Origin of the sequence: Acinetobacter sp. AOR01_HL, assembly GCF_027855455.1 — a bacterium.
Taxonomy (GTDB): domain Bacteria; phylum Pseudomonadota; class Gammaproteobacteria; order Pseudomonadales; family Moraxellaceae; genus Acinetobacter; species Acinetobacter baumannii.
On record NZ_JAKTIM010000053.1, the window covers coordinates 102,964 to 127,747 of the forward strand.

General features: G+C 39.0%; 22 protein-coding genes and 1 pseudogene. 11 read left to right on the forward strand and 12 right to left on the reverse strand.

Annotation, left to right across the window (positions count from 1 at the left end):
* Positions 1 to 87: 87 nt before the first annotated feature.
* The 5 genes from MKL62_RS17150 to MKL62_RS17170 all read right to left on the reverse strand — a co-directional run bounded on the left by MKL62_RS17150 (position 88) and on the right by MKL62_RS17170 (position 5,648).
* Entirely contained in the window at positions 88 to 246 is a 159-nt protein-coding gene (locus MKL62_RS17150; protein WP_000692859.1) for a hypothetical protein, read from the reverse strand.
* 3 nt (positions 247 to 249) lie between these two features.
* The gene (locus MKL62_RS17155; protein WP_005127974.1) at positions 250 to 1,455 is read right to left on the reverse strand and encodes an RtcB family protein; all 1,206 of its coding nucleotides are present in this window, start codon (positions 1,453 to 1,455) and stop codon (positions 250 to 252) included.
* Positions 1,456 to 1,731: 276 nt separating this feature from the next.
* Positions 1,732 to 3,192, reverse strand: a complete 1,461-nt coding sequence (locus tag MKL62_RS17160; protein ID WP_000004971.1) for an amino acid permease — start codon at positions 3,190 to 3,192, stop codon at positions 1,732 to 1,734.
* A 21-nt stretch (positions 3,193 to 3,213) separates the two neighbouring features.
* Positions 3,214 to 4,227, reverse strand: a complete 1,014-nt coding sequence (locus MKL62_RS17165) for a methyltransferase (protein WP_000371526.1) — start codon at positions 4,225 to 4,227, stop codon at positions 3,214 to 3,216.
* A gap of 62 nt (positions 4,228 to 4,289) precedes the next feature.
* Positions 4,290 to 5,648, reverse strand: coding sequence for a uracil-xanthine permease family protein (locus tag MKL62_RS17170; RefSeq protein ID WP_000070856.1), 1,359 nt, complete (start codon positions 5,646 to 5,648; stop codon positions 4,290 to 4,292).
* A 178-nt stretch (positions 5,649 to 5,826) separates the two neighbouring features.
* Between MKL62_RS17170 and typA the strand changes: the two genes are divergently transcribed.
* The 3 genes from typA to MKL62_RS17185 all read left to right on the forward strand — a co-directional run bounded on the left by typA (position 5,827) and on the right by MKL62_RS17185 (position 8,844).
* Positions 5,827 to 7,662 carry a translational GTPase TypA gene (gene typA / locus MKL62_RS17175; RefSeq protein ID WP_001280092.1) on the forward strand — a complete coding sequence of 612 codons (1,836 nt, stop codon included), beginning with the start codon at positions 5,827 to 5,829 and terminating at the stop codon, positions 7,660 to 7,662.
* Positions 7,663 to 7,916: 254 nt separating this feature from the next.
* Entirely contained in the window at positions 7,917 to 8,348 is a 432-nt protein-coding gene (mscL, locus tag MKL62_RS17180; RefSeq protein ID WP_000022555.1) for a large conductance mechanosensitive channel protein MscL, read from the forward strand.
* A 142-nt stretch (positions 8,349 to 8,490) separates the two neighbouring features.
* On the forward strand, positions 8,491 to 8,844 hold the full coding sequence (locus tag MKL62_RS17185) for a gamma-glutamylcyclotransferase family protein (protein WP_001072494.1): 354 nt from the start codon (positions 8,491 to 8,493) through the stop codon (positions 8,842 to 8,844).
* Positions 8,845 to 8,854: 10 nt separating this feature from the next.
* Here the strand turns inward: MKL62_RS17185 and MKL62_RS17190 are convergent, their stop codons facing one another.
* Entirely contained in the window at positions 8,855 to 9,145 is a 291-nt protein-coding gene (locus tag MKL62_RS17190) for a peptidylprolyl isomerase (RefSeq protein WP_001192454.1), read from the reverse strand.
* Positions 9,146 to 9,164: 19 nt separating this feature from the next.
* Complete coding sequence (gene mutM, locus MKL62_RS17195) at positions 9,165 to 9,989, reverse strand: bifunctional DNA-formamidopyrimidine glycosylase/DNA-(apurinic or apyrimidinic site) lyase (RefSeq protein ID WP_001114566.1); 825 nt, start codon at positions 9,987 to 9,989, stop codon at positions 9,165 to 9,167.
* A gap of 75 nt (positions 9,990 to 10,064) precedes the next feature.
* Here mutM and MKL62_RS17200 point away from each other — a divergent pair, with 75 nt between their 5' ends.
* The 4 genes from MKL62_RS17200 to MKL62_RS17215 all read left to right on the forward strand — a co-directional run bounded on the left by MKL62_RS17200 (position 10,065) and on the right by MKL62_RS17215 (position 15,076).
* On the forward strand, positions 10,065 to 10,631 hold the full coding sequence (locus MKL62_RS17200; RefSeq protein ID WP_001280164.1) for a DNA-3-methyladenine glycosylase: 567 nt from the start codon (positions 10,065 to 10,067) through the stop codon (positions 10,629 to 10,631).
* Between the two features lie 132 nt (positions 10,632 to 10,763).
* Positions 10,764 to 12,968 (forward strand): TonB-dependent receptor family protein, encoded by a 2,205-nt coding sequence (locus MKL62_RS17205; RefSeq protein ID WP_000055229.1) that lies wholly within the window; start codon positions 10,764 to 10,766, stop codon positions 12,966 to 12,968.
* Between the two features lie 9 nt (positions 12,969 to 12,977).
* Positions 12,978 to 14,087 carry an NADH:flavin oxidoreductase/NADH oxidase gene (locus MKL62_RS17210; protein WP_001096162.1) on the forward strand — a complete coding sequence of 370 codons (1,110 nt, stop codon included), beginning with the start codon at positions 12,978 to 12,980 and terminating at the stop codon, positions 14,085 to 14,087.
* A gap of 65 nt (positions 14,088 to 14,152) precedes the next feature.
* Positions 14,153 to 15,076, forward strand: a complete 924-nt coding sequence (locus MKL62_RS17215) for an AEC family transporter (protein WP_000231860.1) — start codon at positions 14,153 to 14,155, stop codon at positions 15,074 to 15,076.
* 34 nt (positions 15,077 to 15,110) lie between these two features.
* Here MKL62_RS17215 and MKL62_RS17220 read toward each other — a convergent pair whose 3' ends face one another.
* The 3 genes from MKL62_RS17220 to ygfZ form a co-directional block, all read right to left on the reverse strand.
* A complete protein-coding gene (locus MKL62_RS17220; RefSeq protein WP_000734697.1) occupies positions 15,111 to 15,935 on the reverse strand; it encodes a tetratricopeptide repeat protein in 825 nt (274 codons plus the stop codon).
* 182 nt (positions 15,936 to 16,117) lie between these two features.
* Complete coding sequence (locus tag MKL62_RS17225) at positions 16,118 to 16,828, reverse strand: DsbC family protein (RefSeq protein WP_000850476.1); 711 nt, start codon at positions 16,826 to 16,828, stop codon at positions 16,118 to 16,120.
* A gap of 145 nt (positions 16,829 to 16,973) precedes the next feature.
* Positions 16,974 to 17,696 carry a CAF17-like 4Fe-4S cluster assembly/insertion protein YgfZ gene (ygfZ, locus tag MKL62_RS17230; protein WP_000054207.1) on the reverse strand — a complete coding sequence of 241 codons (723 nt, stop codon included), beginning with the start codon at positions 17,694 to 17,696 and terminating at the stop codon, positions 16,974 to 16,976.
* A 216-nt stretch (positions 17,697 to 17,912) separates the two neighbouring features.
* On the opposite strand from ygfZ, the gene MKL62_RS17235 reads away from it, so the two are divergent.
* From MKL62_RS17235 to MKL62_RS17250, 4 genes and pseudogenes are all read left to right on the forward strand, one after another.
* A complete protein-coding gene (locus MKL62_RS17235) occupies positions 17,913 to 18,362 on the forward strand; it encodes an SRPBCC family protein (protein ID WP_000190594.1) in 450 nt (149 codons plus the stop codon).
* A gap of 144 nt (positions 18,363 to 18,506) precedes the next feature.
* The gene (locus MKL62_RS17240) at positions 18,507 to 18,863 is read left to right on the forward strand and encodes a DUF488 domain-containing protein (protein ID WP_000354384.1); all 357 of its coding nucleotides are present in this window, start codon (positions 18,507 to 18,509) and stop codon (positions 18,861 to 18,863) included.
* A 90-nt stretch (positions 18,864 to 18,953) separates the two neighbouring features.
* Positions 18,954 to 19,298 carry a zinc ribbon domain-containing protein YjdM gene (locus MKL62_RS17245; protein WP_000056785.1) on the forward strand — a complete coding sequence of 115 codons (345 nt, stop codon included), beginning with the start codon at positions 18,954 to 18,956 and terminating at the stop codon, positions 19,296 to 19,298.
* Between the two features lie 211 nt (positions 19,299 to 19,509).
* A pseudogene (locus MKL62_RS17250) lies at positions 19,510 to 19,852 on the forward strand (YegP family protein).
* 54 nt (positions 19,853 to 19,906) lie between these two features.
* Here the strand turns inward: MKL62_RS17250 and MKL62_RS17255 are convergent.
* Both MKL62_RS17255 and MKL62_RS17260 read right to left on the reverse strand, forming a co-directional pair.
* Entirely contained in the window at positions 19,907 to 21,622 is a 1,716-nt protein-coding gene (locus MKL62_RS17255) for a proline--tRNA ligase (RefSeq protein WP_001202756.1), read from the reverse strand.
* A 58-nt stretch (positions 21,623 to 21,680) separates the two neighbouring features.
* Positions 21,681 to 24,779 (reverse strand): efflux RND transporter permease subunit, encoded by a 3,099-nt coding sequence (locus tag MKL62_RS17260; RefSeq protein ID WP_030423622.1) that lies wholly within the window; start codon positions 24,777 to 24,779, stop codon positions 21,681 to 21,683.
* Between the last annotated feature and the right edge of the window lie 5 nt (positions 24,780 to 24,784).

A 24,784-nucleotide genomic window follows, 5' to 3' on the forward strand; every position in this document is an offset into this window, starting at 1 on the left:
GTCGCTTTTTTTATGGCGATTTTTAAAATATTTGGTCATTTGTAAATCTCCTGATTCATAATCTCTTCCAATCATTACTTAAAATAGTTACCAAACCCCTTTCTTCAATTGCTGTTTAGTATCTTGTCTATTTCTACGATGTTGAGCACGAGGTTTTTCTGTTTCGTGCATACCACCTTTGTGAAGTAGAGGGGATAGAGCTACTTGATTACGGACCTTAATTTTCGGCATTTCTTTAATTTTCATGTCTTAACCTTTAATACATAAAACTTGTTTAAGAGTATGAACGACTTCAATGAGATCTGCCTGATTGGCTATAACCTCATCAATATCTTTATAGGCACTTGGAATTTCATCGACTACACCACTGTCTTTACGGCATTCAATCCCTTGTGTTTGTTCAATCAAGTCCTGCTGATTAAAAAGAACTTTTGCTTTGCTTCGGCTCATTTTGCGGCCAGCTCCATGAGAACAAGAACAAAAAGATTCAGGGTTTGCTTTACCTTTAACAATGTACGAGCGTGCTCCCATAGAGCCTGGAATAATTCCTAACTCATCTAAACCTGCTCTAATCGCCCCTTTTCTTGTAACAAAAAGGTTTTCACCAAAGTGTGTTTCTTGACTCACATAGTTATGGTGACAATTGATTGCCTCTTTCGTCATTTGAAAAGAAGGTAGAAGAGGGCGAATTGCTTCTAATATTAATCGCATCATTTCTTTACGATTTTCAAAAGCATATTCTTGAGCCCACTCTACGGCTTCTACATAATCATTAAAACTTTGCGAGCCTTCAGCAAAATAACTTAAATCTTTATCAGGCACGTGCCCAAAGCGATGTTGTGCCTCTTTTTTGGCTAACTCAATAAAATAAGTACCTATGACGTTACCAAGACCTCGGCTACCCGAATGGAGCATCACCCATACATCTTGATTTTCATCAATACATAACTCTATAAAGTGATTACCGCCGCCTAGAGTGCCCAACTGTTTTTGCCATGTTGCCTCAAACTGACGAAGCATTCGGACAAGACCCGGATGCTTTCTAATAATAGGTTCTAAGCGTTTTTCAAGTGGAATAATGCTAGAAGCTTTCGCTTTGACTTGTTTATGCAAAGCAAATCCAACCGGCACTTTCCGTTCAATGGCGTCCCGCAAGCGACTTAAGTTATCTGGAAGTTGTGAAGCTTTCAGGCTCAAACGAATAGCATTCATTCCGCAGCCAATATCTACACCCACTGCAGCAGGAATAATGGCATGTTTAGTAGGAATGACGCTGCCTACAGTTGCAGCTTTTCCAACATGCACATCAGGCATAACAGCAATATGAGAATATATAAATTGCAGTTGTGCCATCTTCTTGAGTTGTTCAATACTTTCACTATCTATGTCTTGAGTGAAAATTTTAACGGGGACACCATATTGTGCCTCTTCGTTTAATATCTTTTGTATGCCCATAATTATTCTCTTATTTATTGTCCGAATAGGCATAAAAAAACCTAGCGAATGCTAGGTCTTAAATTCAAGCATTCGGACAAGTGAATTAAATTTGTACACTTGTCCGTGAGCTGACATCGTGCCAAATCGTTACTGTGTTTTACCTTGTAGTGTTGGCATGATGTCCTCCTTTTTTAAAAAGTGCCGTTGAAAATCTGAACGGCATTTTACCTGTTTTTAACTAAAGATCAAGTTTTTGACCTTTGATAAGCGCTGATTAATTACTTGAACTCAGTATTAATCTTGCTCTGGTTTTACATCCATTTGATCGTAAGGAATTAATTTAGTTTTATTTTTCCATTTATATCCAAGCCAGATTACTAAGAATAAAGGCAAGCTGATATAAGTAGAAAGTAAGCCAATCCAGTCAATTTTACCGCCTAAAACCGCTTGGTAGTTTTGTCCTAAAATAATGACAGAACAGAGGATAAAGGCAAACCAAGGTGCGAATGGGAAAAACTTAGCGCGGTATGCAAGATCTTCTAATTTATAACCTTGAGCAATATAACCTTTACGGAAACGATAATGCGAAATTGCAATACCTAACCAGACAATGAAACCACACATTCCTGACATATTGAGGAGCCAGTTAAAGACTTGCTTTTCTCCGATAAAAGTCGTTAAGAAGCAGAATGCAGCAATGAATGTAGTTGCATATAACGCATTCATTGGAACACCACGATTATCGAGTTTTGCAAACCATTTTGGTGCACGGCCTTGTTGCGCCATATCAAATAACATACGGGTAGAAGAGTACATGCCCGAGTTACCTGCCGACAAAATAGCAGTCAAAATAACTGCATTCATTAAACTTGCAGCAAAAGCAAAACCTACTTTTTCATAAAGTAAGGTGAAAGGAGAAAGAGCAATATTTTCTGTTGCTGCTGCTTGTAATAAGTTTGGATCATCATAGGCAATAAGGGTGCCGATAATGAAAATACACAAGATATAGAATAATAAAATTCGCCAGAAAATCTGTTTAATTGCAAGCGGAATCGTCTTCTTCGGATCTTTTGATTCACCCGCTGCAACACCCACCATCTCGGTTCCCTGAAATGAGAACCCGGCAATCATGGCTACCCCAATCATGGCTTGTAAACCACCTACGAATGGTGCCTCTTTATAAGTCCAGTTGCCAAAAGTTGCTACTCCTGGTGTCAACATAATCTTAATAATCATGGCGATACCAATAATAATAAAGGCAACAATGGCAATTACTTTAACCATGGAGAACCAGAATTCACTTTCACCAAATCCTTTTACGGTCATCGCATTAATCATAAAGATAATGACGAGAAAGAGTGCGCTCCAATAGAATCCGGGAACATCTGGGAACCAGAATTTCATAATAAACTGTACGGCAACGAGTTCAAACGCAACCGTAATTGCCCAGTTGTACCAGTAGTTCCAGCCTAGAGCGAAACCAAAACCCTCTTCGACATAGCGACTTCCATAGGTAAAGAAAGCACCTGATGTTGGTGTGTGTGTCGCAAGTTCACCTAAACTGGTCATTAAGAAGTAAATCATAATACCAATGAGGGAGTAGGCGAGTAACGCCCCACCTGGACCTGCATTTGCAATGGTTGACCCAGAAGCAAGGAAAAGACCTGTACCAATGGAACCACCAATGGCGATCATATTCAGATGACGAGCCCCAAGCTTACGCTGGAGTTTTTCAGGAGCATGTGTTTCGCTCATGGAGATTCCTTACATAGTTTGTTATGCACAGGCATATAACACCTTAAAGCCTTGAAGATCAGTTTTAATCTCACACTGACCAAAGTGCTTCTCAATTAAGATCGGATAGTTTAAAAAACGGTTCGCTACAATCCATAGCTCACCTGATGCCTTTAAATGTTTTTTAGCGTTCTGGCAGAGTCCTTCACTTGCATCATAGTTGGTATGAATACCCTGATGGAAGGGAGGATTACTGACAATGGCATCAAGTTCTGTTGGGGCGTCTGCAATTCCTGTAACAGGCTGCAATCTCAACTGGTCTGAACCTATTCCATTTCGACTAAAAGTCATTTCCGTTGACTGTAAAGCGAAGGCATCAATATCTAGGGCATGGATAATATTACTTGAATTTGCTTTTGCCAAATAGCAACTGATAATTCCAGCTCCACACCCGAAGTCGGCAATTCTACCTGATTTCACCTGATTTAGATAAGGGAGTAAAACAGCCGTTCCGACATCTAGATGAGTTTGGCTGAAAACGCCGGGTAAGGCACAAATGGTAAGTTCTTGCTCATTTACTTGAACAGTATAGGTTTTTAACCAGCTTTCAAGAGGTTTGATCTTTTCAGTTTTCTCAATTCTTAAATGCCATAACTGACAATGTCGAGCGCTATCAAGTTTAAGTATTTTGCCAAAGTTTTGCAGTTGTTTGGCAGCTCTTTCAACACCACCTTTTTTTTCACCTACTAAAAAAACTGATTGGTCAATTTTCAGATGGCTCATCACTACATGCAATATATAGTTTAAAAGCTCTTTTGATTTTGGAACAAAAATTATAGCCTGATCAAATTCTTGTGATGGAAACTCAACCGAGAAATGAGCTGGTGTGCCTGCATTCACAAAACCCTGATAGTCAGCATAATTCCATGTCCAGACTGATGCATCAATCTCAGTGGGTAATTGACTGACTAGGGCGTCATTCGGTGCATTAATTAACAAGACCCTACCTTTTAAATAGTCTTGTTGTCTTAATATCACTTCACTTCTAGGGTCCATGTACATCTCTCATGAAGAAGAATGCCCAGTGAAAACTGGGCAGTAATCAAAATTAAAATTGGTTATTTATGTGTTTCTGGGAGTACAACATTTAAAATTAATGCTGCAATACCGCCTGTTGCTACGCCGGAACTAAAAATATTTTTAAATAATTCTGGCAGATGCTCCAAAATTTGTGGCACTTGAGCAACACCCAAGCCTAATGCAAGTGAAATCGCAATAATTAAAAGAGCACGGCGGTCTAAATGAATTGATGAAAGAATATTAATACCTGAGGCAGCAACAGCGCCGAACATTACCATAACTGCTCCACCTAATACGGCTTGTGGAACAGCTTGTATTACCCCAGCTACAGCAGGGAATAGACCTAATAAAATGAGTAAAGCAGCAATCCAGATTCCTACATAACGACTTGCTACGCCAGTTAATTGGATAACACCATTATTTTGGGCAAACACGGAGCTTGGGAAAGTATTGAATAGGCCAGCAAGTAGTGAATTTGCACCATTTACTAACACACCACCCTTAATACGTTGCATCCACTGAGGACCATCTACAGGTTGGTTTGATAGTTTACTGGTTGCCGTTACGTCACCAATTGCTTCTAAAGACGTAACCAAATAAATAAATGCCATTGGAATAAATAAGCCCCATGAGAAGCTTAAGCCAAAATGCATCGGTGTCGGAATTTGAATCACGGGCGCATCTTTTAGACCAGAGAAGTCTAGATATCCCATAAAGCCGGCAAGAATGTAGCCAATCACTAAAGCAATTAAAATAGCTGAACTTTTAATCCAGACAATACGAATACGGTTTAGGACAATAATAATAGCAAGAACCGTACACGACATTATAAGGTTATCAGCACTGGCAAAAGTATGGTCCTGCATGGCTTGATAACCACCGCCCATACTAATCAAACCTTCTTTAATGAGCGTTAGACCAATCAGGAGTACCACAATACCTGTCACAAGGGGAGTAATTAGCTTTTTTACCCATGGGAGAATTTGTGATACGCCCATTTCAATAAATGAACCTGCAATTACAACACCAAAAATAGCAGCCATAACTTGATTGACTGGTGTACCTGCAGCAACCATTGCACTGCCAATACCGATAATCGGGCCAATAAAGTTAAAACTTGTACCTTGAACAATAAGTAAGCCTGCACCAAACGGACCAACTTTTTTACATTGTAAGAAAGTCGCGATTCCTGAAATGACCAAAGACATTGATAAAATCATATTGGTTTCATTTCGTGGAACGCCTAGTGCTAAGCAAATTAGAAGCCCGGGAGTAACAATCGGGACAATAATTGCAAGCAAATGTTGAAAGGCTGCCAAAAAAGCCACGAACGGTTTTGGTCGGTCATCTAGCCCATAAACGAGGTCAAGACGGTCTTGTGATGGTTGATTGGACATGGGAGTAAATACGCCGCAATTTCGCAAATTGGCGCTATTCTAATCGAGATACCTATCTTTACAAAACGAAATACAGACTATTGGAAAATTTTTTTGTCAATGTCAATAAACTGTCACTACTCAAGAGTAGTGTTTTTCTGTATAATTTGCCCTCAAATTTTAGGCGTTTCGAATTTTCATGTCAGATATCAAAAATCTCCGTAATATCGCAATTATTGCGCACGTCGACCACGGGAAAACCACACTTGTCGATAAACTACTTCAGCAATCAGGTGCTCTCGGTGACCGAGCAGGCGAGATTGAGCGTGTCATGGACTCGAATGCGCTTGAAAGTGAACGTGGTATTACCATCTTAGCGAAAAACACCGCTATTACTTGGTTAGACAAACGTACAGATACAACTTACCGTATCAACATCGTAGATACCCCGGGACACGCCGACTTCGGTGGTGAAGTAGAACGTGTAATGTCGATGGTTGACTGCGTACTACTTCTTGTTGACTCACAAGAAGGCCCAATGCCACAAACTCGCTTTGTGACTCAAAAAGCCTTTGCTCGTGGTTTAAAACCAATCGTGATTATCAACAAAGTTGACAAGCCAAGTGCGCGTCCAGACTGGGTAATCGATCAAGTATTTGATTTGTTTGATAACCTTGGCGCAACTGATGAGCAACTTGATTTCCCAATCGTTTATGCATCAGGTTTACGTGGTGTAGCGGGTCCTGCTCCTGAAGAGCTTGCAGAAGACATGACTCCGTTGTTCGAAACGATTGTAGACATCGTTGAGCCACCAGCTGTTGATGTTGATGGTCCATTCCAAATGCAGATTTCATCACTTGACTATAACAGCTTCGTAGGTGTTATCGGTGTTGGCCGTATTCAACGTGGTTCTGTAAAACTAAATACTCCTGTTACTGTAATTGACAAAGAAGGCAATACACGTAACGGTCGTATCTTAAAAATCATGGGTTACCATGGTTTAGAGCGTATTGATGTTGATTCTGCATCTGCGGGCGATATCGTATGTATTACTGGTATTGATGCACTTAACATTTCTGACACGATTTGTGATCCGAAAAACGTTGAAGCATTACCACCTTTATCTGTAGATGAACCTACAGTGTCTATGACTTTCCAAGTAAACAACTCTCCGTTTGCTGGTAAAGAAGGTAAATTCGTAACTTCACGTAATATTCGTGAGCGTCTTGACCGCGAATTAATTCACAACGTAGCTTTACGTGTTGAAGATACTGACAGTCCAGACCGTTTCAAAGTATCTGGCCGTGGTGAACTTCACCTTTCAGTTTTAATTGAAAACATGCGTCGTGAAGGCTTCGAATTAGGTGTATCACGTCCGCAAGTAATCATTAAAGAAATTGATGGTGAAAAACAAGAACCTTACGAAAACGTAACGTTTGACGTTGAAGAGCAGCACCAAGGCGCTGTAATGGAACAAATGGGTCACCGTAAAGGCGAAATGACCAATATGGAAGTTGACGGTAAAGGCCGTATCCGTATTGAAGCAACTGTTCCTTCACGTGGTTTAATTGGTTTCCGTTCTGAATTCTTAACCATGACCTCTGGTACTGGTATTATGACTTCAAGCTTCTCTCACTATGGTCCTCTTAAACAAGGTACTGTTGCGAAGCGTCAAAACGGTGTGTTGATTTCTATGGTTCAAGGTACATGCTTGGGCTATGCGTTATTCAGCTTACAAGACCGCGGTCGTTTATTCGCTAAACCACAGTTAGAAGTTTACGAAGGTATGATCGTAGGTATTAACTCTCGTTCAGACGATATGGTTGTAAACCCAACTAAAGCGAAACAGTTAACTAACGTTCGTGCGTCTGGTACTGATGATGCTTTAACTTTAACACCTGCAATTGAATTCACGCTTGAACAAGCTCTTGAATTTATTGAAGATGACGAGTTAGTAGAAGTTACTCCAAAATCAATTCGTATCCGTAAGCGTTACTTGACTGAAAACGAACGTAAACGTAACCGTGATAAATAATTTTCTTAAATGAAAAAGAAAAACCGCTAAATTCGTTTAGCGGTTTTTTATTGCTTACTGATAAGGCTGAAAGTAAACTTAAAGTCATATTTTTCTTGTAAGCAAATATGTTGTTAAAGTGTGAAATAGCTTTCTTTTTTTGAAAAAAATATTAAATTATCAATATCATGGCGAGTACTATCTAGACGGATAAGAGGCCAGTGAAAAAAGAAAAATATGATGTGTTCCTCCCCCCTACATCTGGAGATGTTTAGATGAGTATTATTCAAGAATTTAAAGAATTTGCCATTAAAGGCAATATGATGGATTTAGCCATTGGTGTAATTATTGGTGGTGCTTTTGGCAAAATCGTAGACTCGTTAGTAAAAGATATCATCATGCCGCTTATCACTGTAATTACTGGTGGTGGCGTTGATTTCTCGCAGAAATTTATCGTGTTAGGTGCAAATCCTAATAACTTACAATCTCTAGATGCCCTACAAAAAGCAGGTATCAATGTATTAACTTATGGTAACTTCCTGACCATTTTAATTAACTTCCTGATTTTGGCTTGGGTTGTGTTCTTAATGGTGAAATTATTAAACAAACTTCGCCGTGATAAGAATGAGCCAGAAGCTCCAGCTGCAACTCCAGAAGATATCCAATTATTACGTGAAATTCGTGATGAGTTGAAAAAACAAGCTTAATAAAAAGAATTTGAGTATAAAAAACGGTACCTAGAGTACCGTTTTTTATTACATAGCATTTTATACTGGACTAGAGATATTGATAAACTTGCTAAATCACAGTTAAGTTTAGCTAAGCAGATAGAACAAGGAACATAAATTAATGAATCAGCTTTTTGTATATGGAACTTTATGCCCTAATAAAGCAAATGCTCATATTTTAGAGCAGATTGGTGGTAACTGGACAAAAGCGAGTGTACGAGGAGTGATTCATATTTTAGATTGGGGACCAGACAAAGGTTTAAAAGCTTTAGAGTTAGATCCCGAAGCAGATTGGGTAGAAGGCTATTTGTTTAGCACAGAAAAGTTAGCAGAAAACTGGCAAATGTTAGATGATTTTGAAGGCTTTCAATACCAACGTGTGACAGCAGATATAAAATTAGAATCTGGTGAGTATGTTAAAGCCTGGACATATCAAATCAATATGCAGGCTAAAGCTTCTCACAATTACAAGTAAAATGCTGAAATCAACGTAAGCCAGTCATTCTGAATTTAACTTCTAAGAGATGATAGCCAAACTGGCTTTTGATTGGACCTTGTAATACACGTTCAGCAGCCGTAAAAACTACTTTGTCAATGACAGGCACCAATTGCCCTTTTTTGACTTCACCAAGTTCACCACCACGTTTTGCCGAATTACAGGTGGAGTATTGTTTGGCAAGTTTGGCAAAGTCAGCACCACTTTGTAGCTTCTTTTTCAGTTGTTCGGCTAAGTCTTTATCTTTGACTAAAATATGTCGGACAATTGCTGTTTGCATGTTGTCTTCCTCCAAAAAATTAAGGCTTTCTCAGCTTTTTAAGTGGTTGGCACTGTGGACAAAATACGCTGGCACGCTGACCAAGTTTTAAGTTTTCTAATGTGGTTTCACAGTTAACACACATTTCACCGGCACGACCATAAGCGAGTAAAGTCTGTTGAAAATAACCATTTTCACCCATGGCATTGCTGTAGTCTCGTAAAGTCGAGCCGCCTAAATCAATTGCTGACTTCAAAATTCGCTTAATCTCAACAACCAGTTTCTCAATCTGTTGCATGGTTAAATCACCAGCGGGCTGTGCTGGATGAATGCCAACATTAAACAAGCTTTCAGTTGCATAGATATTGCCAACACCAACCACTACATGATTATCCATGAGTGCAATTTTTATGCCGACAGATTTATTCTTGAGTTTAGAAGCTAAATATTCTGCATGAAAGTCAGTACTTAAAGGCTCTGGCCCTAAAGTATCGATGAGTTTGCCTTGAGTTTCAGGGTTAAGCCAAAGAATACAGCCAAAACGACGTGGGTCATGGTAACGTAACTGCTGATCTTCAAATTGAATAATGAGATGATCGTGTTTTCTCAGTTCATCATTTGGTTGACACAGGCGAAAGCTACCCGACATTCCTAAATGCCAGAGCATTTGATCTTGTTCAAACTCTGCCAAAATATATTTTGAACGTCGATTTAACCCGATGAGACGTTGTCCAACAAGTTTCTGAACATTATCTGGTATAGGCCAGCGTAAGCTAGGATTGCGTACTTCAACACTTAGAACTTTTTGATTCAATAATGGAAATAAACTGGTTTTGGTGGTTTCGACTTCGGGTAACTCAGGCATGCCAACTCGCGAAATTAACAGATATACTGGATTAATCAAGTATAACGTGTGGTATGTAATATTTCAGAGAATACTATGTCAGATATTTTACCATTAAGCTGGTTTCAACGAGAAACTTCGGAAGTAGCATATGATTTAATCGGCTGCGTATTATGTAAGCGACAGCCGGATGGACAAGTTATCCGCTGTACAATTAGTGAAACAGAAGCTTATTTGGGCGTTCGCGATAAAGCCTGCCATAGCTACAATGACAAACGTACCGCACGGACAGAGGTGATGTATCGCCATGGTGGTACCATTTATGTCTATTTAATTTATGGCATGTATGAAATGCTCAATATTATTACTCAAACAGAAGGTGTACCTGAAGGAGTGATGATTCGATCAGTATTTTTAAATAGTGCTTCAACTAAAAAAGAATATAAGCTTTTGGCTGGACCCGGCAAACTGACGCGTTATTTGGGCATTGATCGGACCTTAAAAGGCCAGACTTTAGGTGAAGAATCTGGACTATGGATTGAAGCAGCCATTACACAGCCAGAAGTGGTTTTAACGCCACGTATTGGAATTGATTATGCCGAAGAAGCAAAAGACTGGCCTGAACGGTATTGCTGGAAAGATCATCCATCATTAAGTCGATAATTCTCATTCGGCAAACAAATTTATATGGCAAAACGAGCGTTCCAGATTTACAACAATGTAGACCGAATTCTATATCCAGACAAGACACTGCTTTTTGTTATCATAACTACAATATAAATAAAGGAAATAAGCATGTCCTTATTACGCTTAGACCGACTTCATTACTGTATTTTGATGAGTATGGGCTGTATTTCTAGCCCACTTGTTTGGGCAGAAGACTTAAATTCAGACGTTGCCAAATTACCAACTTTACATGTGGAAGCGACACGTACTGACACCGGTTATTTACAAACACCAGCTTCGGTTTTCCGAATCGAGGCACCTCAAGTGGATAGTTCTTCACAAGTAAATTTAACTGAAGTTGTGAAGGGCATACCGAGTTTACAGATTCGTAACCGTGAAAATTATGCGCAAGATCTACAGCTATCTATGCGTGGTTTTGGTGCACGTTCTACGTTTGGTGTCCGTGGTATTCGTTTATATGTCGACGGTATTCCTGCAACAATGCCGGATGGACAAGGCCAAACGTCTAATATCGATTTAAGTAGTCTGGACCATGTTGAAGTTCTAACAGGACCTTTTTCTTCACTTTATGGAAACTCATCGGGTGGGACAATTTTAACTTCTACTAAAGAAGGACAAGGCAAAGATTCAATTGAGCTAAGTTATTCGGGAGGCAGCCACGATAAAAGCCGAGCAGGGCTCGTGCTACAAGGTGGAGCAAAGGGTGCGAATGAACCAAGCTATGTTATTAGTTCATCGTATTTCGACACTGATGGTTACCGAGAACATAGCGGTGCAGAAAAAGTACTAAATAATGCAAAACTCAGTTGGAATCTTGATGATGGTAGTAAAATCAACTGGGTAACCAACTATGTAAAAATTCATGCAGACGATCCAATGGGGTTGGAGCGTAAGGATTGGCAAGCAAACCCAAAACAGATTGCTCCTTATGTAAAAAAAATGGGGTTTAACGCGCGCAAAGATATTGAGCAAACTCAAACAGGTATAACTTGGTCTAAACCGATTAATGATAAAAATGAACTCTATGCCATGGCATATTTAGGTAATCGCCAAGTTACTCAATATCAATCTATTCCAAAAGGTGAAGTAACGTTAAAAAATGATAAGCCAGTTTATACAGGTCAAAAGAGTCCTAAGCATGCTGGTGGAGTCATTGATTTTGAACGTAATTATTATGGTGCTGACTTCCGTTGGACGGGCAAAGAGTTACTTCCAAATACCACTCTAAGTGTCGGTGTTGCACTTGATGCAATGGATGAAGAACGTAAAGGTTTTGAAAATTTTAATACAAATGATGTTTATGGGGTGAAAGGTAATTTACGCCGAGATGAAGATAATACTTTATGGAATATTGACCCGTATTTACAAGCGTCATGGCAGTTTTTACCAACATGGCGTTTAGACACGGGTGTACGCTATAGCAATGTCCATTACAACTCAAAAGATCATTTTACTTCAGGGCCTGATGAGTATGGCACTGTTAACGGTGATGATAGTGGCAAAACAGATTACGATAAAGTTTTACCTTCTGCTGCTTTAAGCTGGCAAATTTTACCTAAACTCCTGGCCTATGTGAGTTATGCCAAAGGCTTTGAAACGCCAACTTTTACTGAAATGGCTTATCAGACTGATACTTCAAAGTCAGGTTTTAACTTTGATTTAAAACCATCCACAAGCAATACCTATGAAACAGGCTTAAAGTCACAAAACCATTTAGGTGATTTTACGTTAGCAGTTTTCCAAACAAAAACTAAGAATGATATTGTTTCAGCTGGAAGCTTAGATGGGCGTTCAACATTCCGTAATGCAGATAAAACCTTACGTGAAGGCTTAGAGTTTGCCTGGAATAAAAAGTTGTGGCGAGATTTAACTGCGACTGCAAGCTATACATATTTAGATGCGACTTTTGATGCGAACGTTCCTGAAAAACTTGATCAAGACGAAAAAGTTCTCGCTTCAGCAATTCCTGCGGGTAATGCTATCCCTGGAATTGCTAAAAACCAAGCTTATGCCTCTTTGGCTTGGCAGCCACCGCACGGACTATATGGCGGTGTAGATGTACAGTATATGGATAAAGTATACGTGAATGATACCAACAGTGACGCAGCGCCAAGCTACAGTGTAACCTCAGCTAATGTGGGTTATGCATGGGTAATGGGCGACTGGAAAGTGAATAGCTTTGCCCATGTAGATAACCTATTTGATAAAAACTATGCAGGTTCAGTGATCGTAAATGATGGTAATGGACGTTACTTTGAACCAGCAGATGGACGTAACTGGAGTGCAGGTTTACGTGTAATTAAGCAATTCTAGGAATTAAAAATGGCAAAATTATTTGAAACGGTTAACTTTGGTTCACTACAACTGGTCAATAGAATTGTAATTGCTCCGATGTGCCAATATTCGGCAACAGATGATGGTGAAATTACCTATTGGCATGAACAGCAATGGGCAAATTATGCATTGTCTGGTGCAGGCCTTTGTATTGTAGAAGCAACTGCTGTACAACCTGAAGGTCGGATTAGCTATGCTGACCTTGGCCTGTGGAATGATCAGCAACGTGACAAAATTAAAACGTTGTTAGCTAAGGTTCATACACTTTCGCCGATGCCATTTGGAATTCAGTTAGCACATGCAGGACGTAAAGCATCTACTGAAAAGCCGTGGTTAGGTAAAGGTCAGATTGCAAAAGATCAGCCTCATGGTTGGCAAACGGTTGCTCCAAGTGAAAGTACCTTTTCAGTGCATGATGCTGCACCACATGCTTTGACCATTGCTGAGATTAAACAAGTTCAACAAGACTTTGCAGCGGCTGCAAAACGTGCTGTAGAAGCTGGGTTTGAGTTGATTGAAGTTCATGCTGCGCATGGTTATTTACTACATCAATTCTTATCGCCAATTGCCAATCAGCGTACTGATGAATATGGCGGTTCTTTAGAAAACCGTATGCGTATGACTCTTGAGGTTCTTCAGGCAATTAAACTCGCTGTACCAGAAGGTTATCCTGTTGGTGTTAGACTGTCTGCAACCGATTGGTTAGAGAGTATCGAGCACTGGGATGTTGAATCTACGGTTGGTTTATCAAAAGCTTTAGAGCAATTGGGCGCAGCCTATGTGCATGTGTCTAGTGGCGGTTTGCATGAGCATCAATCTATTACGATTGGGGCTGGTTACCAAGTTCCATTTGCTGAACAAGTTAAAAAGCATGTGTCTATTCCAGTCATTGCTGTAGGGCTAATTACTGAGCCAGAACATGCTGAACAAATTCTGGAAAACCAGCAAGCTGATGCTATTGGTCTTGCTCGTGCAATGTTATATGACCCACGTTGGCCATGGCATGCTGCAGCTACATTAGGGGCAAAAGTCAAAATTGCTCCTCAATATTTGCGTTGCCAACCACATGGCTTAAAACAGCTTTTTGATTCTTTTTAGTTTTTAATATTCGGGCAAATTAAGATTTGCCCGTTTTTCTTTTGAAATGAGTGAGGAAGTAGTCTGTGGTTTTTCAGGTAATTTTACCAATTTTGATTTTATTATTGATGGGGTACTGTAGTGTCCTCATTAAACTGGTAACACCTGAACAAATTAAGGCTCTGAGTGCATTTGTTATTAAAATTTCTTTACCTGCTTTTTTAATCCAATCTTTAGCCAATAAAAACTTACAAGATATTTGGCACCCAGCTTATTTTATAGCTTATGGTGGCGGCTCTTTAATCTTGTTTTTTTTGGCTTTTATCCTTTACCGCAAGTATTTTAAAAATAGCCTAACACATAGTGCAGTCATATCGATGGGCGCTTCTATGTCAAATACAGGTTTTATGGGTACAGCGATTCTAACCATGCTAATGGGGAGCCATGCTGCAATCTATATATCTTTAACCTTAATTATCGAAAATTTATTAATAGTTGCTTTAATGCTCATTTTGGCAGAAGCGGGTTTGCATCAACAGCAACGGCTTTTGCCTTTACTGAAAAAAACATTCATTAATTTACTTAAAAATCCTGTAATTATTGCAATTTTAGTTGGGATGAGCTGCATTTTGCTAGATATTCATCTGCCTTCAAAACTTGGGCAAGCCTTAGAACTTTTAGGAAGAACAGCTTCGCCTTTAGCATTATTTGCTATTGGTGGCAGCTTGGTTGGTATTGGTATTACCGCCGTGAATTTCCAAAGTATATTGTTGGCTGGATTTAATGTCATCCTTATGCCAGTTGTGATTTTTGGGCTGTTCCTTTTACTGCCAAACGTGAGCCAAGAGATGTTATATGCTGGCACTTTACTTGCTGCGTTGCCAATGCCAATCGCTTTTGGTATTTTTGGGCAAGCCTACGGTTTAAATGAAAGAGCATTAACCCCCTTAATGATTAGTACCATTATTGGCTTTATGGGTGTGAGTGGGCTTATTGCCTTGTGGTGGTAAAAGAAAAGCCCCATGTGGGGCTATTGTCTCTTTACTATTTTTTAGGAGCTGGCTGCGTAGGAGCGGCGGCAGCTTGTTTATTCTTCTCAGCAATAATTTTTTCGACCGAAGCTAAAGATTCTCTAGCATTAGGAACATTTTGCTTAGCAAGCTCAGTAAAGATCTGTTTTGCTTGAGGCAGGTTCTGAGGAATGATATTGCCATTCGCCATCATGGTTGCTAAAGCCATAGATGCAGGTGCATAACCCTTTTGAGCAATTGTTTGCAAAGCCTCAATGCCTTGGCGTTTCATTAAAGGATTTTTATTTTCAACTCCTTGACTAATATCATAAAGCGCTTTGACCTGAATAGCAGGGTAGTTTCCTTTTCTAATCAAAGGCGCTAGCTTTTGTAAAGCAATTTGGTGAGATTGAGGTTTTTTCTGTGCAAATAAAATGGTCGCTATTTTGACAGTTGCATCATCAGAACCTTGAGCTGCTGCTTTTTGAATATATTGACTGAATTTGTTGCTATCTTTGGCAACACCTAATTCACCAGTCTCATAAATTTGTGCAAGCGTGTAACTTGCTTGAGCATAACCTTTATTTGAGGCATCTTCATAATATTTCAGAGCTTTGGCATTATCTTTGGCAGTACCTTGGCCCATTTGTGTCATATAGCCTAAGTTATAGATGGCTTGAGCATTTCCTGTTTGTGCAAGACGTTGGACTTCTTGAAAGGCAGCAGGATAATTTTTTGCTGCGTATAGCTGCTCAGCCTGTTTAAATACATCGTTTTTAGCTGCAGATGTCGTAGTGTCTGCTGCAAATATTGATGAACTTGAAATGGCAATTAGACTGGCGATAAGTAATTTCTTCATTTCTTTTTAACCTTTTACTTTGTAGCTACATCATTCCATCGATGTATTAGCTCAATTCAATTTCTCATCATAAATATTGATGGCCGAAAGTAAACAGCCGATTTGTATATAAAACGATGTCTATAAAGCAAACTATGGAGAAAAGTAATACGCCACTCTACTTAAGAGAGTGGCGTATTGGATTATTTTACTGACTGTAATAATGCTTCAATCTGTTTTGCATCACTTGGTACGCCAGAGATTCTTTGACCATCTTGTAAGAACAGAGTTGGTGTGCCATCTATATTTAATTTCTGGCCTAAAGCAATATTTTTCTGAATTGGACTTGTACAGCTTTTGCCAGCCGCTGGCAATTTACGGTTAAGCATATAATTTGTCCAAGCTTCTGAAGGGTTTTTAGAGCACCAGATTTGATTAGAAACCTTTTCAGCATTTGGATGTAAGCTGGTCAGCGGATATAAGAATACATATACCGTTACGTTATCTACCCCAACCATATTTTGTTCTAGACGTTGACAGTAAGGGCAATCAGGGTCACTGAAAATATAAAGAGTACGTTCTCCTTTACCTTTGACGTATTTAATTGCTTGATTTAATGGGAGACTTTTAACATCAATTTTACCCAATTCGGCAATTCGCTCTTCTGTCATATTTTTTTGTTGTTTGATATCAACTAAATTGCCTACAAAAAAGTATTTTGCATCTTGATTGGTATAAACAATACGGCCACTTGTATAGACTTCATAAATTCCAGCGACAGGTGACTGATAGACACCTTTTACAGGGAGGTCTGGATAATTTGTCTTCAGATTTTGTTCAAGTGTTTTAACATCAGCATGAGCAGAACCGAAAAAAGCCAAACTCAACATGAGTGTAGCAAGTTTAGTTTTCATATTTTTTCTCTTAGATTACAACATGGATTATGATGGCATAGAAAACTTAAAAAATTGATGTCCTAATTTAATGAATTCATTAGAATTTTGTATCTATAGAAAAGCCCGCAGATTTATCCACGGGCTTTTAATTTATTAAATATAATTATTGTGGTCTAGCAACATCACCACTTAAAGCTTCTGGTAAATCTAAAACTTGAAGACCTAACTCTTGAAGGGCGGCAGGTTTTGCAATAACTAAGGCAATATAACCGTCAGTAGTTTGGGTACTATTAACCACTTCTACGTCATTGTGCAGTTGAGTTGCTGGAGCAGGTGCATCACCTGTACCTTGAACTAAATGCAACCAGTGTTTTGGTTTTGCTTTAAACCAAAGGCGCGCCACAATTTCTTGACCTAAGTAACAGCCTTTATCGTAATTGACGCCTTCGCGTTGATGTAAACGTAATTCTTGTGGCTGAAACTCATGTTCAGTCGCTTGAGCAATCCATGCTTGACCTGTCATGATGGCTTGTTTTTGCCATTCGGAAATATCAGTTTCTGTAGAGCTGAACTCAGTATGGCCATTCACAACTTTTGGGAATACAGCACCTTGTTCACTTAAGGTCATTTTTGAAAAAGCACCATATTTTTTAATGTGCTTCGCGAATTCTTCAGCTTGATCTTGAGTGACAATAATGTCAAAACTTTCTGCATTATTCTTTTTTAGCCACAAGCCAAAATGGATGCGGCCTTTAAGATCACAAATGGCTGTATAGCGTGTTTCATTTTCAGCTAAACGTTCAGTATCTACAGTCACTTGGCCTTGTAAAAACTTTTGTGCATCTACACCGTTTAATGCATATGAGGAGAAAGCGAGCAGACTCATGATTAATCTCAAATTCAATATGTTTCTTTATGATTGCTGACTATTTTGCTCCATTTTTACTAAAAAATCAGCCATAGTTTTCGTAATTTACGTTTGTATAAAACAATAGGTTTAGGTTAAAAAAACACCAAAAATATACGTTAAAAGAAATTCTACGGTTTAAGCTATTCAACATAATTTTTATAACTTAAATGGACTTAAAATAAGGAGAAGACAATGGCAACAGGTACAGTAAAATTACATCGAGTGTTTAAGGCACCAGCTGAACGAGTTTATCGTGCTTTTCTTGACCCAGATGCTTTAGTTAAATGGATGGCACCTCACGGTTTTACCGCGAAGGTTCATAGTTTTGATGCAAAAGTAGGGGGCTCATACAAAATGAGCTTTACCAATTTCTCAACCGGGTCAACGCATTCATTTGGAGGTACTTATGTTGAGCTCGTTCCCAATGAATTAATTCGTTATAACGACCAATTTGACGACGCAAATTTACCTGGCACGATGCAGGTCACCATTACATTAAAAACAGTATTGGTCGGCACAGAAATACACATTACCCAAGAAGGAATACCTGAAGTTATTCCTGTTGAAGCATGCTATTTAGGCTGGCAAGAGTCTTTATCTTTATTGAAGTTGTTAGTAGAAGCCGACATTCCAGATCAATAATTGTCTTTTTTTAATTGATACTTAACTAAAAAGTGAGTAGAAAAACTACTCATTTTTTTTATTTTTAAACACTATCAAAAATGAACAAAATATTGAATGATCATATGAAGCTCAATGTGTTAAGCCTTCTTGTGAGATAAAGATATGGATATACAAATTAAAAGAATTTATGACGATGTAAGCGGTGATGATGGAAAGCGAATTTTAGTTGATCGACTATGGAGTCGAGGGATTAGCAAAGAAAATGCTCATTTAGACTTATGGTTAAAAGAAATAGCTCCTTCAACCGAACTTCGTAAGTGGTTTCATGCAGAGTCTGTAGAACATTGGGATGAGTTCAAACAACGTTATTTAAAAGAACTAGCAACCAACCCCGCAGTTAAAGAGTTATTAAAAATCGTTTCACATCATAAAGTCACACTTTTGTATTCGGCTAAAGATGTGGAACATAACCATGCGATTATTTTAAAAGAATACTTATTGGAAAAGAGCAAAAGTTAAATATATAAATTTTTTTTTGGCAAAAGTCTTTTATTTAAAACTTTAAAAAATGAGTCATATCTCGCATAATATACTTTTTGAGATTTTTTTATGTCTTTGCCAAACTGTCCAAAATGCCAATCAGAATATACATATCAAGACGGCGATTTATTAATTTGTCCAGAATGCTCACACGAGTGGAAAGAAGGGGAAGCTTTAGTAACTGAAGAGCAAGAAGTGATTAAAGATGCTAATGGAAATGTTTTGGCGGATGGCGATAGCGTTACTGTAATTAAAGATTTAAAAATTAAAGGTTCTTCTTCAGTTGTTAAAGTCGGAACAAAAGTAAAAAGTATTCGTTTAGTTCCAGACGCAAGTGATGGTCACAATATTGACTGTAAAATTGATGGTATTGGTCAGATGAAGTTAAAATCTGAATTTGTAAAAAAAGCTTAATTTGTTAATTTTAATTACATTTTGGTAGAGATCGCAGGCGTGATCTCTACCTTTTTACATTTCAACATCCTTATAATTTTATTACGATAATGTATAAAAAGTAGACTATCCAAAGCTTAATAGCTCATTTATATTGTCATTAAGAAGAATTAACTTTCGTCCAGAATAATAACGAAAGTCATACCCACACCAACAAAAAAACGAGGTTCATATGGCAGGATGGTACGAAATTACACAAGCGAATGATGGACAATATCGCTTTGTACTTAAGGCTGGTAATGGCGAAATTATTTTAAATAGTGAGCTATATAAAGCAAAAGCATCAGCAGTCAATGGTATTGAGTCAGTTCAAAAAAATAGTAGTGACGATGCGCGATATGATCGTTTAACTGCAAAAAATGGGAAACCTTACTTCAATTTAAAAGCTGCAAATCATCAAATTATTGGTTCGAGCCAGTTTTATGCCAGTGAAGCTTCACGAGATAAAGGCATTGAATCGGTTAAAAAACAATGGATCTTCCACAACCATTAAAGACTTAACAGTTCAGGCGTAAAATTAAATTAAAAAAAGCAGCTTCTAAAAGCTGCTTTTTTTATTTATGTATTTATTAACGCGCTAATTTAGCTAAGAGTTCTTCTTTAGTTAAATTGCTCGCTTCAGCATCACGGCGACCTTTATATTCAAAAGTACCCGCATCAAGACCTTTTTCACCAATCACAATACGGTGTGGAATACCCATTAATTCAAGGTCAGAGAATTTAACGCCCGGACGTTCGTTACGGTCATCAAGTAATACGTCAAAGCCTTGGGCTTGAAGTTCTGCATAAAGCGCTTCTGCTGCTTCAAGAGTACGTGGTGATTTGTGTGCATTCATTGGAACAATTGCGATTTCAAAAGGAGCAATCGCTTGTGGCCAAATAATCCCTTTGTCATCGTAGTTTTGTTCAATTGCAGCTGCAACTACGCGTGTCACACCAATACCATAACAGCCCATTGTTACTGTAAATGGTTTACCATCTTCACCGAGAACTTTACATCCTAAAGCTTCAGAGTATTTAGTACCAAGTTGGAAAATATGGCCCACTTCAATACCGCGTTTAATTTGTAGGGTACCTTTACCATCTGGAGATGGGTCACCTTCAACCACATTACGCAAATCGAAAACTTCAGTAATTTGTGCATCACGTTCCCAGTTTACGCCTACAGCATGTTTGTCTGCCTCATTTGCACCAGCAACGAAGTCAGAAAGAACAGATGCAGCACGGTCAACAATTACAGTGATGCCTTTTTCAACTAAACCTTGTGGACCAGTGAAGCCAGCAGTTAAGCCAAATGTTTGAAGTTGTTCTTCTGTGGCAAACGCAAGAGGAGCGGCCACTAAAGGATGCTTCTCGGCTTTAATTTCATTAAGTTCGTGGTCACCACGTAAGAATAGGGCAACGACAGGTACATTGCCTTTCTCATCAGCAACGCCTTGAACCAATAAGGCTTTTACAGATTGTTTAGGGGCAGCATTTAAGAACTGGCAAACATCAGCAATTGTTTTTTGATTTGGTGTTTCAACCAATTTAAATTCTTGTGTAGGCGCTGCACGCTCACCCACTAAAACAGCTTCAGCCATTTCAACGTTTGCTGCATAATCAGACTCAGTTGAAAATGCAATGTCATCTTCACCGCTTGCAGCTAATACGTGGAATTCATGTGAAGCTGAACCACCAATTGAACCTGTATCTGCTTGTACTGGGCGGAAATCTAAACCTAAACGAGTGAAAATACGGCTATAGGTGTCATACATCACATCATAAGTTTCTTGTAATGATTCTTGAGTTGCATGGAAAGAATAAGCATCTTTCATGATGAACTCGCGTGAACGCATTACACCAAAACGAGGGCGGATCTCATCACGGAATTTAGTTTGAATTTGATAGAAATTTACAGGAAGCTGTTTATAACTTTTTAGCTCATTACGTGCTAAATCGGTAATCACTTCTTCATGTGTAGGACCAAGCACAAACGGATTGTCGTGACGATCTTTGAAACGTAATAATTCAGGACCATATTGTTCATAACGACCTGATTCTTCCCACAAGCTCGCGGGTTGAGTTACGGGCATGAACACTTCCATAGCACCTGAACGGTTCATTTCTTCACGAACAATGGCATCAACTTTTTTAAGCACACGTGTTCCCATCGGCAGCCATGTATATAAACCAGATGCCAATTTACGAATCATCCCCGCACGTAACATGAGCTGATGTGAAATCACTTCAGCATCGTTTGGGGTTTCTCTCAACGTTGCAAATAAAAAGCGGCTTGCGCGCATGGAAAAAGTCCTAAAAGTTAAGCGTTATAAAAACGCGGATTATACGATAGTCGCTGCATTATGACATGAATCGTCGGGTTTGACGCAGCATAAAGTTTTTCAAGTCATCCAGATAAGTGAAAATGACGGGGACAACCACAAGAGTTAATAAGGTAGAGGTAATAACGCCACCAATTACAGCATGAGCCATTGGTGCACTTTGTTCACCACCTTCACCTAGACCTAGAGCTAATGGAACCATACCCATTACCATCGCACTTGTTGTCATCAAGATTGGGCGTAAACGGGTTTTGCCTGCTTGTAAAATAGCATCATAACGACTTATCCCATCTTCCATCGCTTTTTTAATAAAGTCGATAAGCAAAATCGCGTTTTTGGTTACCAGCCCCATCAGCATAATAATGCCAATAATTGAAAATAGATTTAGGGTACTCCTAAATAAGAATAAGGCCAGGAAGACACCAATCAGGGACAATGGTAAAGATGCCATAATCGCAGCAGGGTGAATAAAACTATTAAACTGAGAACCCAACACAATATAAATAAATACAATCGAAAGGGTAATTGCCGTTAACGCATAACCCGCAGATTCAGCCATATCGGCATTTGCCCCTTGAGTATCAAAGGTATAACCAGCTGGCAATTTGAATGCTTTTTGCATTTTATCGATATCTTGACCGATATCCCCACTTGGACGTCCTGAAGTGTTTGCTTCAATTAAAACTTCACGTTCAAGGTCACGTCGGTTAATTTGCGAAGCTCCAAGTTTTTCTTGGGTTGTGGCTACGGCGCTTAATTGAACTAAAATATTTTGCCCATTTGCATTGGTTTTATTCGAGTTGAGATATAGGTTCTGAACATCTTGGGGAAGCACACGTTTATTTTCATTTAAACGGATATTCACATCATAAGTTTCGCCGTCACGATCTTCCCATGTTGTGACATTGTCACCTGCAATGAGTGGTCGAATCGCATTCGCAATTTGAGAAACAGATAAACCTAAATCACTGGCCAGTACACGGTTAATATGTACACCTAAAGTCGGTTTAGGTTCTTTTAAAGAGCTTTCTAAATCGACTACACCATCAATTTTTTCCATTTCAGCCATGAAACGATCCGAGATTTTTTGTAGTTCATTTAGATCAGATCCTTTAATAGAAATCATGATTGGCTTTTGACCACCAGACACTGAGTCTTGAGCAGCAGCGACTGAAGTCACTCGGATGCCAGCTACACTTTGTAAACGATCACGGAATTCATTGTTGAGTGTTGTCAGGTCTGCACTACGTTCTTGTTTTGGTTTTAGGGTGACTCCTAAACCTGCATGGTTTTTACCGGAGTCGACTTCACTGTTAACCACTCCATAAGTAGAAACGACATCAGGGAATTGCCTAATAATCTGATCAACCTGATGTAATTTTGCTTGGGTATATTCTAAAGAAGAATCAACAGGGGTTTCGAACTGAATACGAATTTCACCTTTATCTGGTGTAGGTACAAATTCGGTTCCGATCATTTTTGATAAGCCTAATGCCACAACCAATGAAACAATTGCAATAATGACTGTGATGAAACGAAAGCGTAAGGCAAGCTTTAAAAGCTTTTCATAGATGTGCGTTAGGCCATCTAATAGATTAGAAATATAGTTAAAGAAACGTTGCAGTCGACTTTCTTTTTTCTTTACAGGATCTTTCCAGTGTGCGGAAAGCATTGGGTCGAGTGTAAAGCTGATGAACATGGAAATAAGAACAGCCGTACTTACAGTTACCCCAAATTGATAGAAGAAACGCCCAATTAAGCCTCCCATAAAGGCAACTGGTAAAAATACCGCCACAATGGTGAGTGTGGTTGCGAGTACTGCTAACCCAATTTCTTTAGTACCATCTAAAGCCGCAGTGACATGGTCTTTGCCGAGCTCTGTATGCCTGACAATGTTTTCCCGAACCACAATCGCATCATCAATTAATAGACCAATACTCAGTGACAGGGCCAACAGTGTCATCATGTTAATGCTAAACCCAAATGCCCAGATGAATGTTAATGTGCCAAGTAGGGTAATCGGTAAGGTTAAACCTGTAATAACAGTAGATCGGAAGGAACCCAAAAAGAGTAAAACAATTAAAACCGCTAAGACCGCTCCTTCAATAATGGTGCGAACAACGTCTTTAATTGAAGCACGAATACCTTTAGAGCTGTCAGCAGCGACTTTATAATTCAAACCCGCAGGCATTTGAGCTTTTAGCTTCTCTAAGGTCTGATAGGTCTTGTCAACAACCTGAATTACATTAGCATCGGAACTTTTTAAAATATCGACAGAAACCGCTGTTCTTCCATTATAAAAAGCACTTGATTGCAGTTCTGCTTGAGTATCTTCAACGGTTGCTACTTGTTTTAGAAAAATAGGGGAACCATTTTTATTAGCAATAACTAAATCACCAAATCCAAGAGGATGGATGACTTTTGATTGAATCTGAACAACCAGTTCAGAATTCTTTTGTTGTAAGGTTCCTGCAGGTACTTCTATATTTTCATTTTTTAGCGTGTTAATGACCTGATCAATACCTATACCATAGCTTTGTAATTGTTCAGGATGAACCTTAATCCGAATTTGACGTTTAGCACCACCTAGTAAATTGACATTACCCACACCAGAAACAGTTTTAAGCTGAGGCACAATTTTTTTGTCTACATAGGAGCTTAATTGAGCCAAGCTCATGCTGTTCGATTCAAACACGACTGACATAATGGGGCTAGATGATGGATCGTAGCGTTGTACAATCGGCGTATCTATTTCATCGCGGAATTGGGCAATAACTGGAGCAATTTTGTCGCGAACATCTTGTGCTGCAATTGCCGAAGACGTATCAAGATTAAACTCTGCAATCACCATCGAAAGCCCTTCACTTGAGCGTGAAGTAATTTGTTTAATACCCGAAATGGTATTGATTTGATCTTCGAGTTTTTTGGTAATGTCCGATTCAACTGCTTCAGGTGAAGCACCCGCATATTGCGTAGTGACAACTACGAATGGGAAATCAATATTTGGAAACTCTTCAACGGTCATACGTTTCCAAGATGCTAACCCGAGTACCATTAGACTGAGCATCATCATGATGGTAAAAACGGGGTACTTCACACTAATTCGGGTAAACCACATAAGCT

What these genes read in the sequence shown, in the direction of transcription:
- MKL62_RS17150 (WP_000692859.1), bottom strand. Translation starts at nt 246, where the DNA reads ATGAAAATTAAAGAAATGCCGAAAATTAAGGTCCGTAATCAAGTAGCT.
- MKL62_RS17155 (WP_005127974.1), bottom strand. Translation starts at nt 1,455, where the DNA reads ATGGGCATACAAAAGATATTAAACGAAGAGGCACAATATGGTGTCCCC.
- MKL62_RS17160 (WP_000004971.1), bottom strand. Translation starts at nt 3,192, where the DNA reads ATGAGCGAAACACATGCTCCTGAAAAACTCCAGCGTAAGCTTGGGGCT.
- MKL62_RS17165 (WP_000371526.1), bottom strand. Translation starts at nt 4,227, where the DNA reads ATGGACCCTAGAAGTGAAGTGATATTAAGACAACAAGACTATTTAAAA.
- MKL62_RS17170 (WP_000070856.1), bottom strand. Translation starts at nt 5,648, where the DNA reads ATGTCCAATCAACCATCACAAGACCGTCTTGACCTCGTTTATGGGCTA.
- typA (WP_001280092.1), top strand. Translation starts at nt 5,827, where the DNA reads ATGTCAGATATCAAAAATCTCCGTAATATCGCAATTATTGCGCACGTC.
- mscL (WP_000022555.1), top strand. Translation starts at nt 7,917, where the DNA reads ATGAGTATTATTCAAGAATTTAAAGAATTTGCCATTAAAGGCAATATG.
- MKL62_RS17185 (WP_001072494.1), top strand. Translation starts at nt 8,491, where the DNA reads ATGAATCAGCTTTTTGTATATGGAACTTTATGCCCTAATAAAGCAAAT.
- MKL62_RS17190 (WP_001192454.1), bottom strand. Translation starts at nt 9,145, where the DNA reads ATGCAAACAGCAATTGTCCGACATATTTTAGTCAAAGATAAAGACTTA.
- mutM (WP_001114566.1), bottom strand. Translation starts at nt 9,989, where the DNA reads ATGCCTGAGTTACCCGAAGTCGAAACCACCAAAACCAGTTTATTTCCA.
- MKL62_RS17200 (WP_001280164.1), top strand. Translation starts at nt 10,065, where the DNA reads ATGTCAGATATTTTACCATTAAGCTGGTTTCAACGAGAAACTTCGGAA.
- MKL62_RS17205 (WP_000055229.1), top strand. Translation starts at nt 10,764, where the DNA reads ATGTCCTTATTACGCTTAGACCGACTTCATTACTGTATTTTGATGAGT.
- MKL62_RS17210 (WP_001096162.1), top strand. Translation starts at nt 12,978, where the DNA reads ATGGCAAAATTATTTGAAACGGTTAACTTTGGTTCACTACAACTGGTC.
- MKL62_RS17220 (WP_000734697.1), bottom strand. Translation starts at nt 15,935, where the DNA reads ATGAAGAAATTACTTATCGCCAGTCTAATTGCCATTTCAAGTTCATCA.
- MKL62_RS17225 (WP_000850476.1), bottom strand. Translation starts at nt 16,828, where the DNA reads ATGAAAACTAAACTTGCTACACTCATGTTGAGTTTGGCTTTTTTCGGT.
- ygfZ (WP_000054207.1), bottom strand. Translation starts at nt 17,696, where the DNA reads ATGAGTCTGCTCGCTTTCTCCTCATATGCATTAAACGGTGTAGATGCA.
- MKL62_RS17235 (WP_000190594.1), top strand. Translation starts at nt 17,913, where the DNA reads ATGGCAACAGGTACAGTAAAATTACATCGAGTGTTTAAGGCACCAGCT.
- MKL62_RS17240 (WP_000354384.1), top strand. Translation starts at nt 18,507, where the DNA reads ATGGATATACAAATTAAAAGAATTTATGACGATGTAAGCGGTGATGAT.
- MKL62_RS17245 (WP_000056785.1), top strand. Translation starts at nt 18,954, where the DNA reads ATGTCTTTGCCAAACTGTCCAAAATGCCAATCAGAATATACATATCAA.
- MKL62_RS17255 (WP_001202756.1), bottom strand. Translation starts at nt 21,622, where the DNA reads ATGCGCGCAAGCCGCTTTTTATTTGCAACGTTGAGAGAAACCCCAAAC.
- MKL62_RS17260 (WP_030423622.1), bottom strand. Translation starts at nt 24,779, where the DNA reads ATGTGGTTTACCCGAATTAGTGTGAAGTACCCCGTTTTTACCATCATG.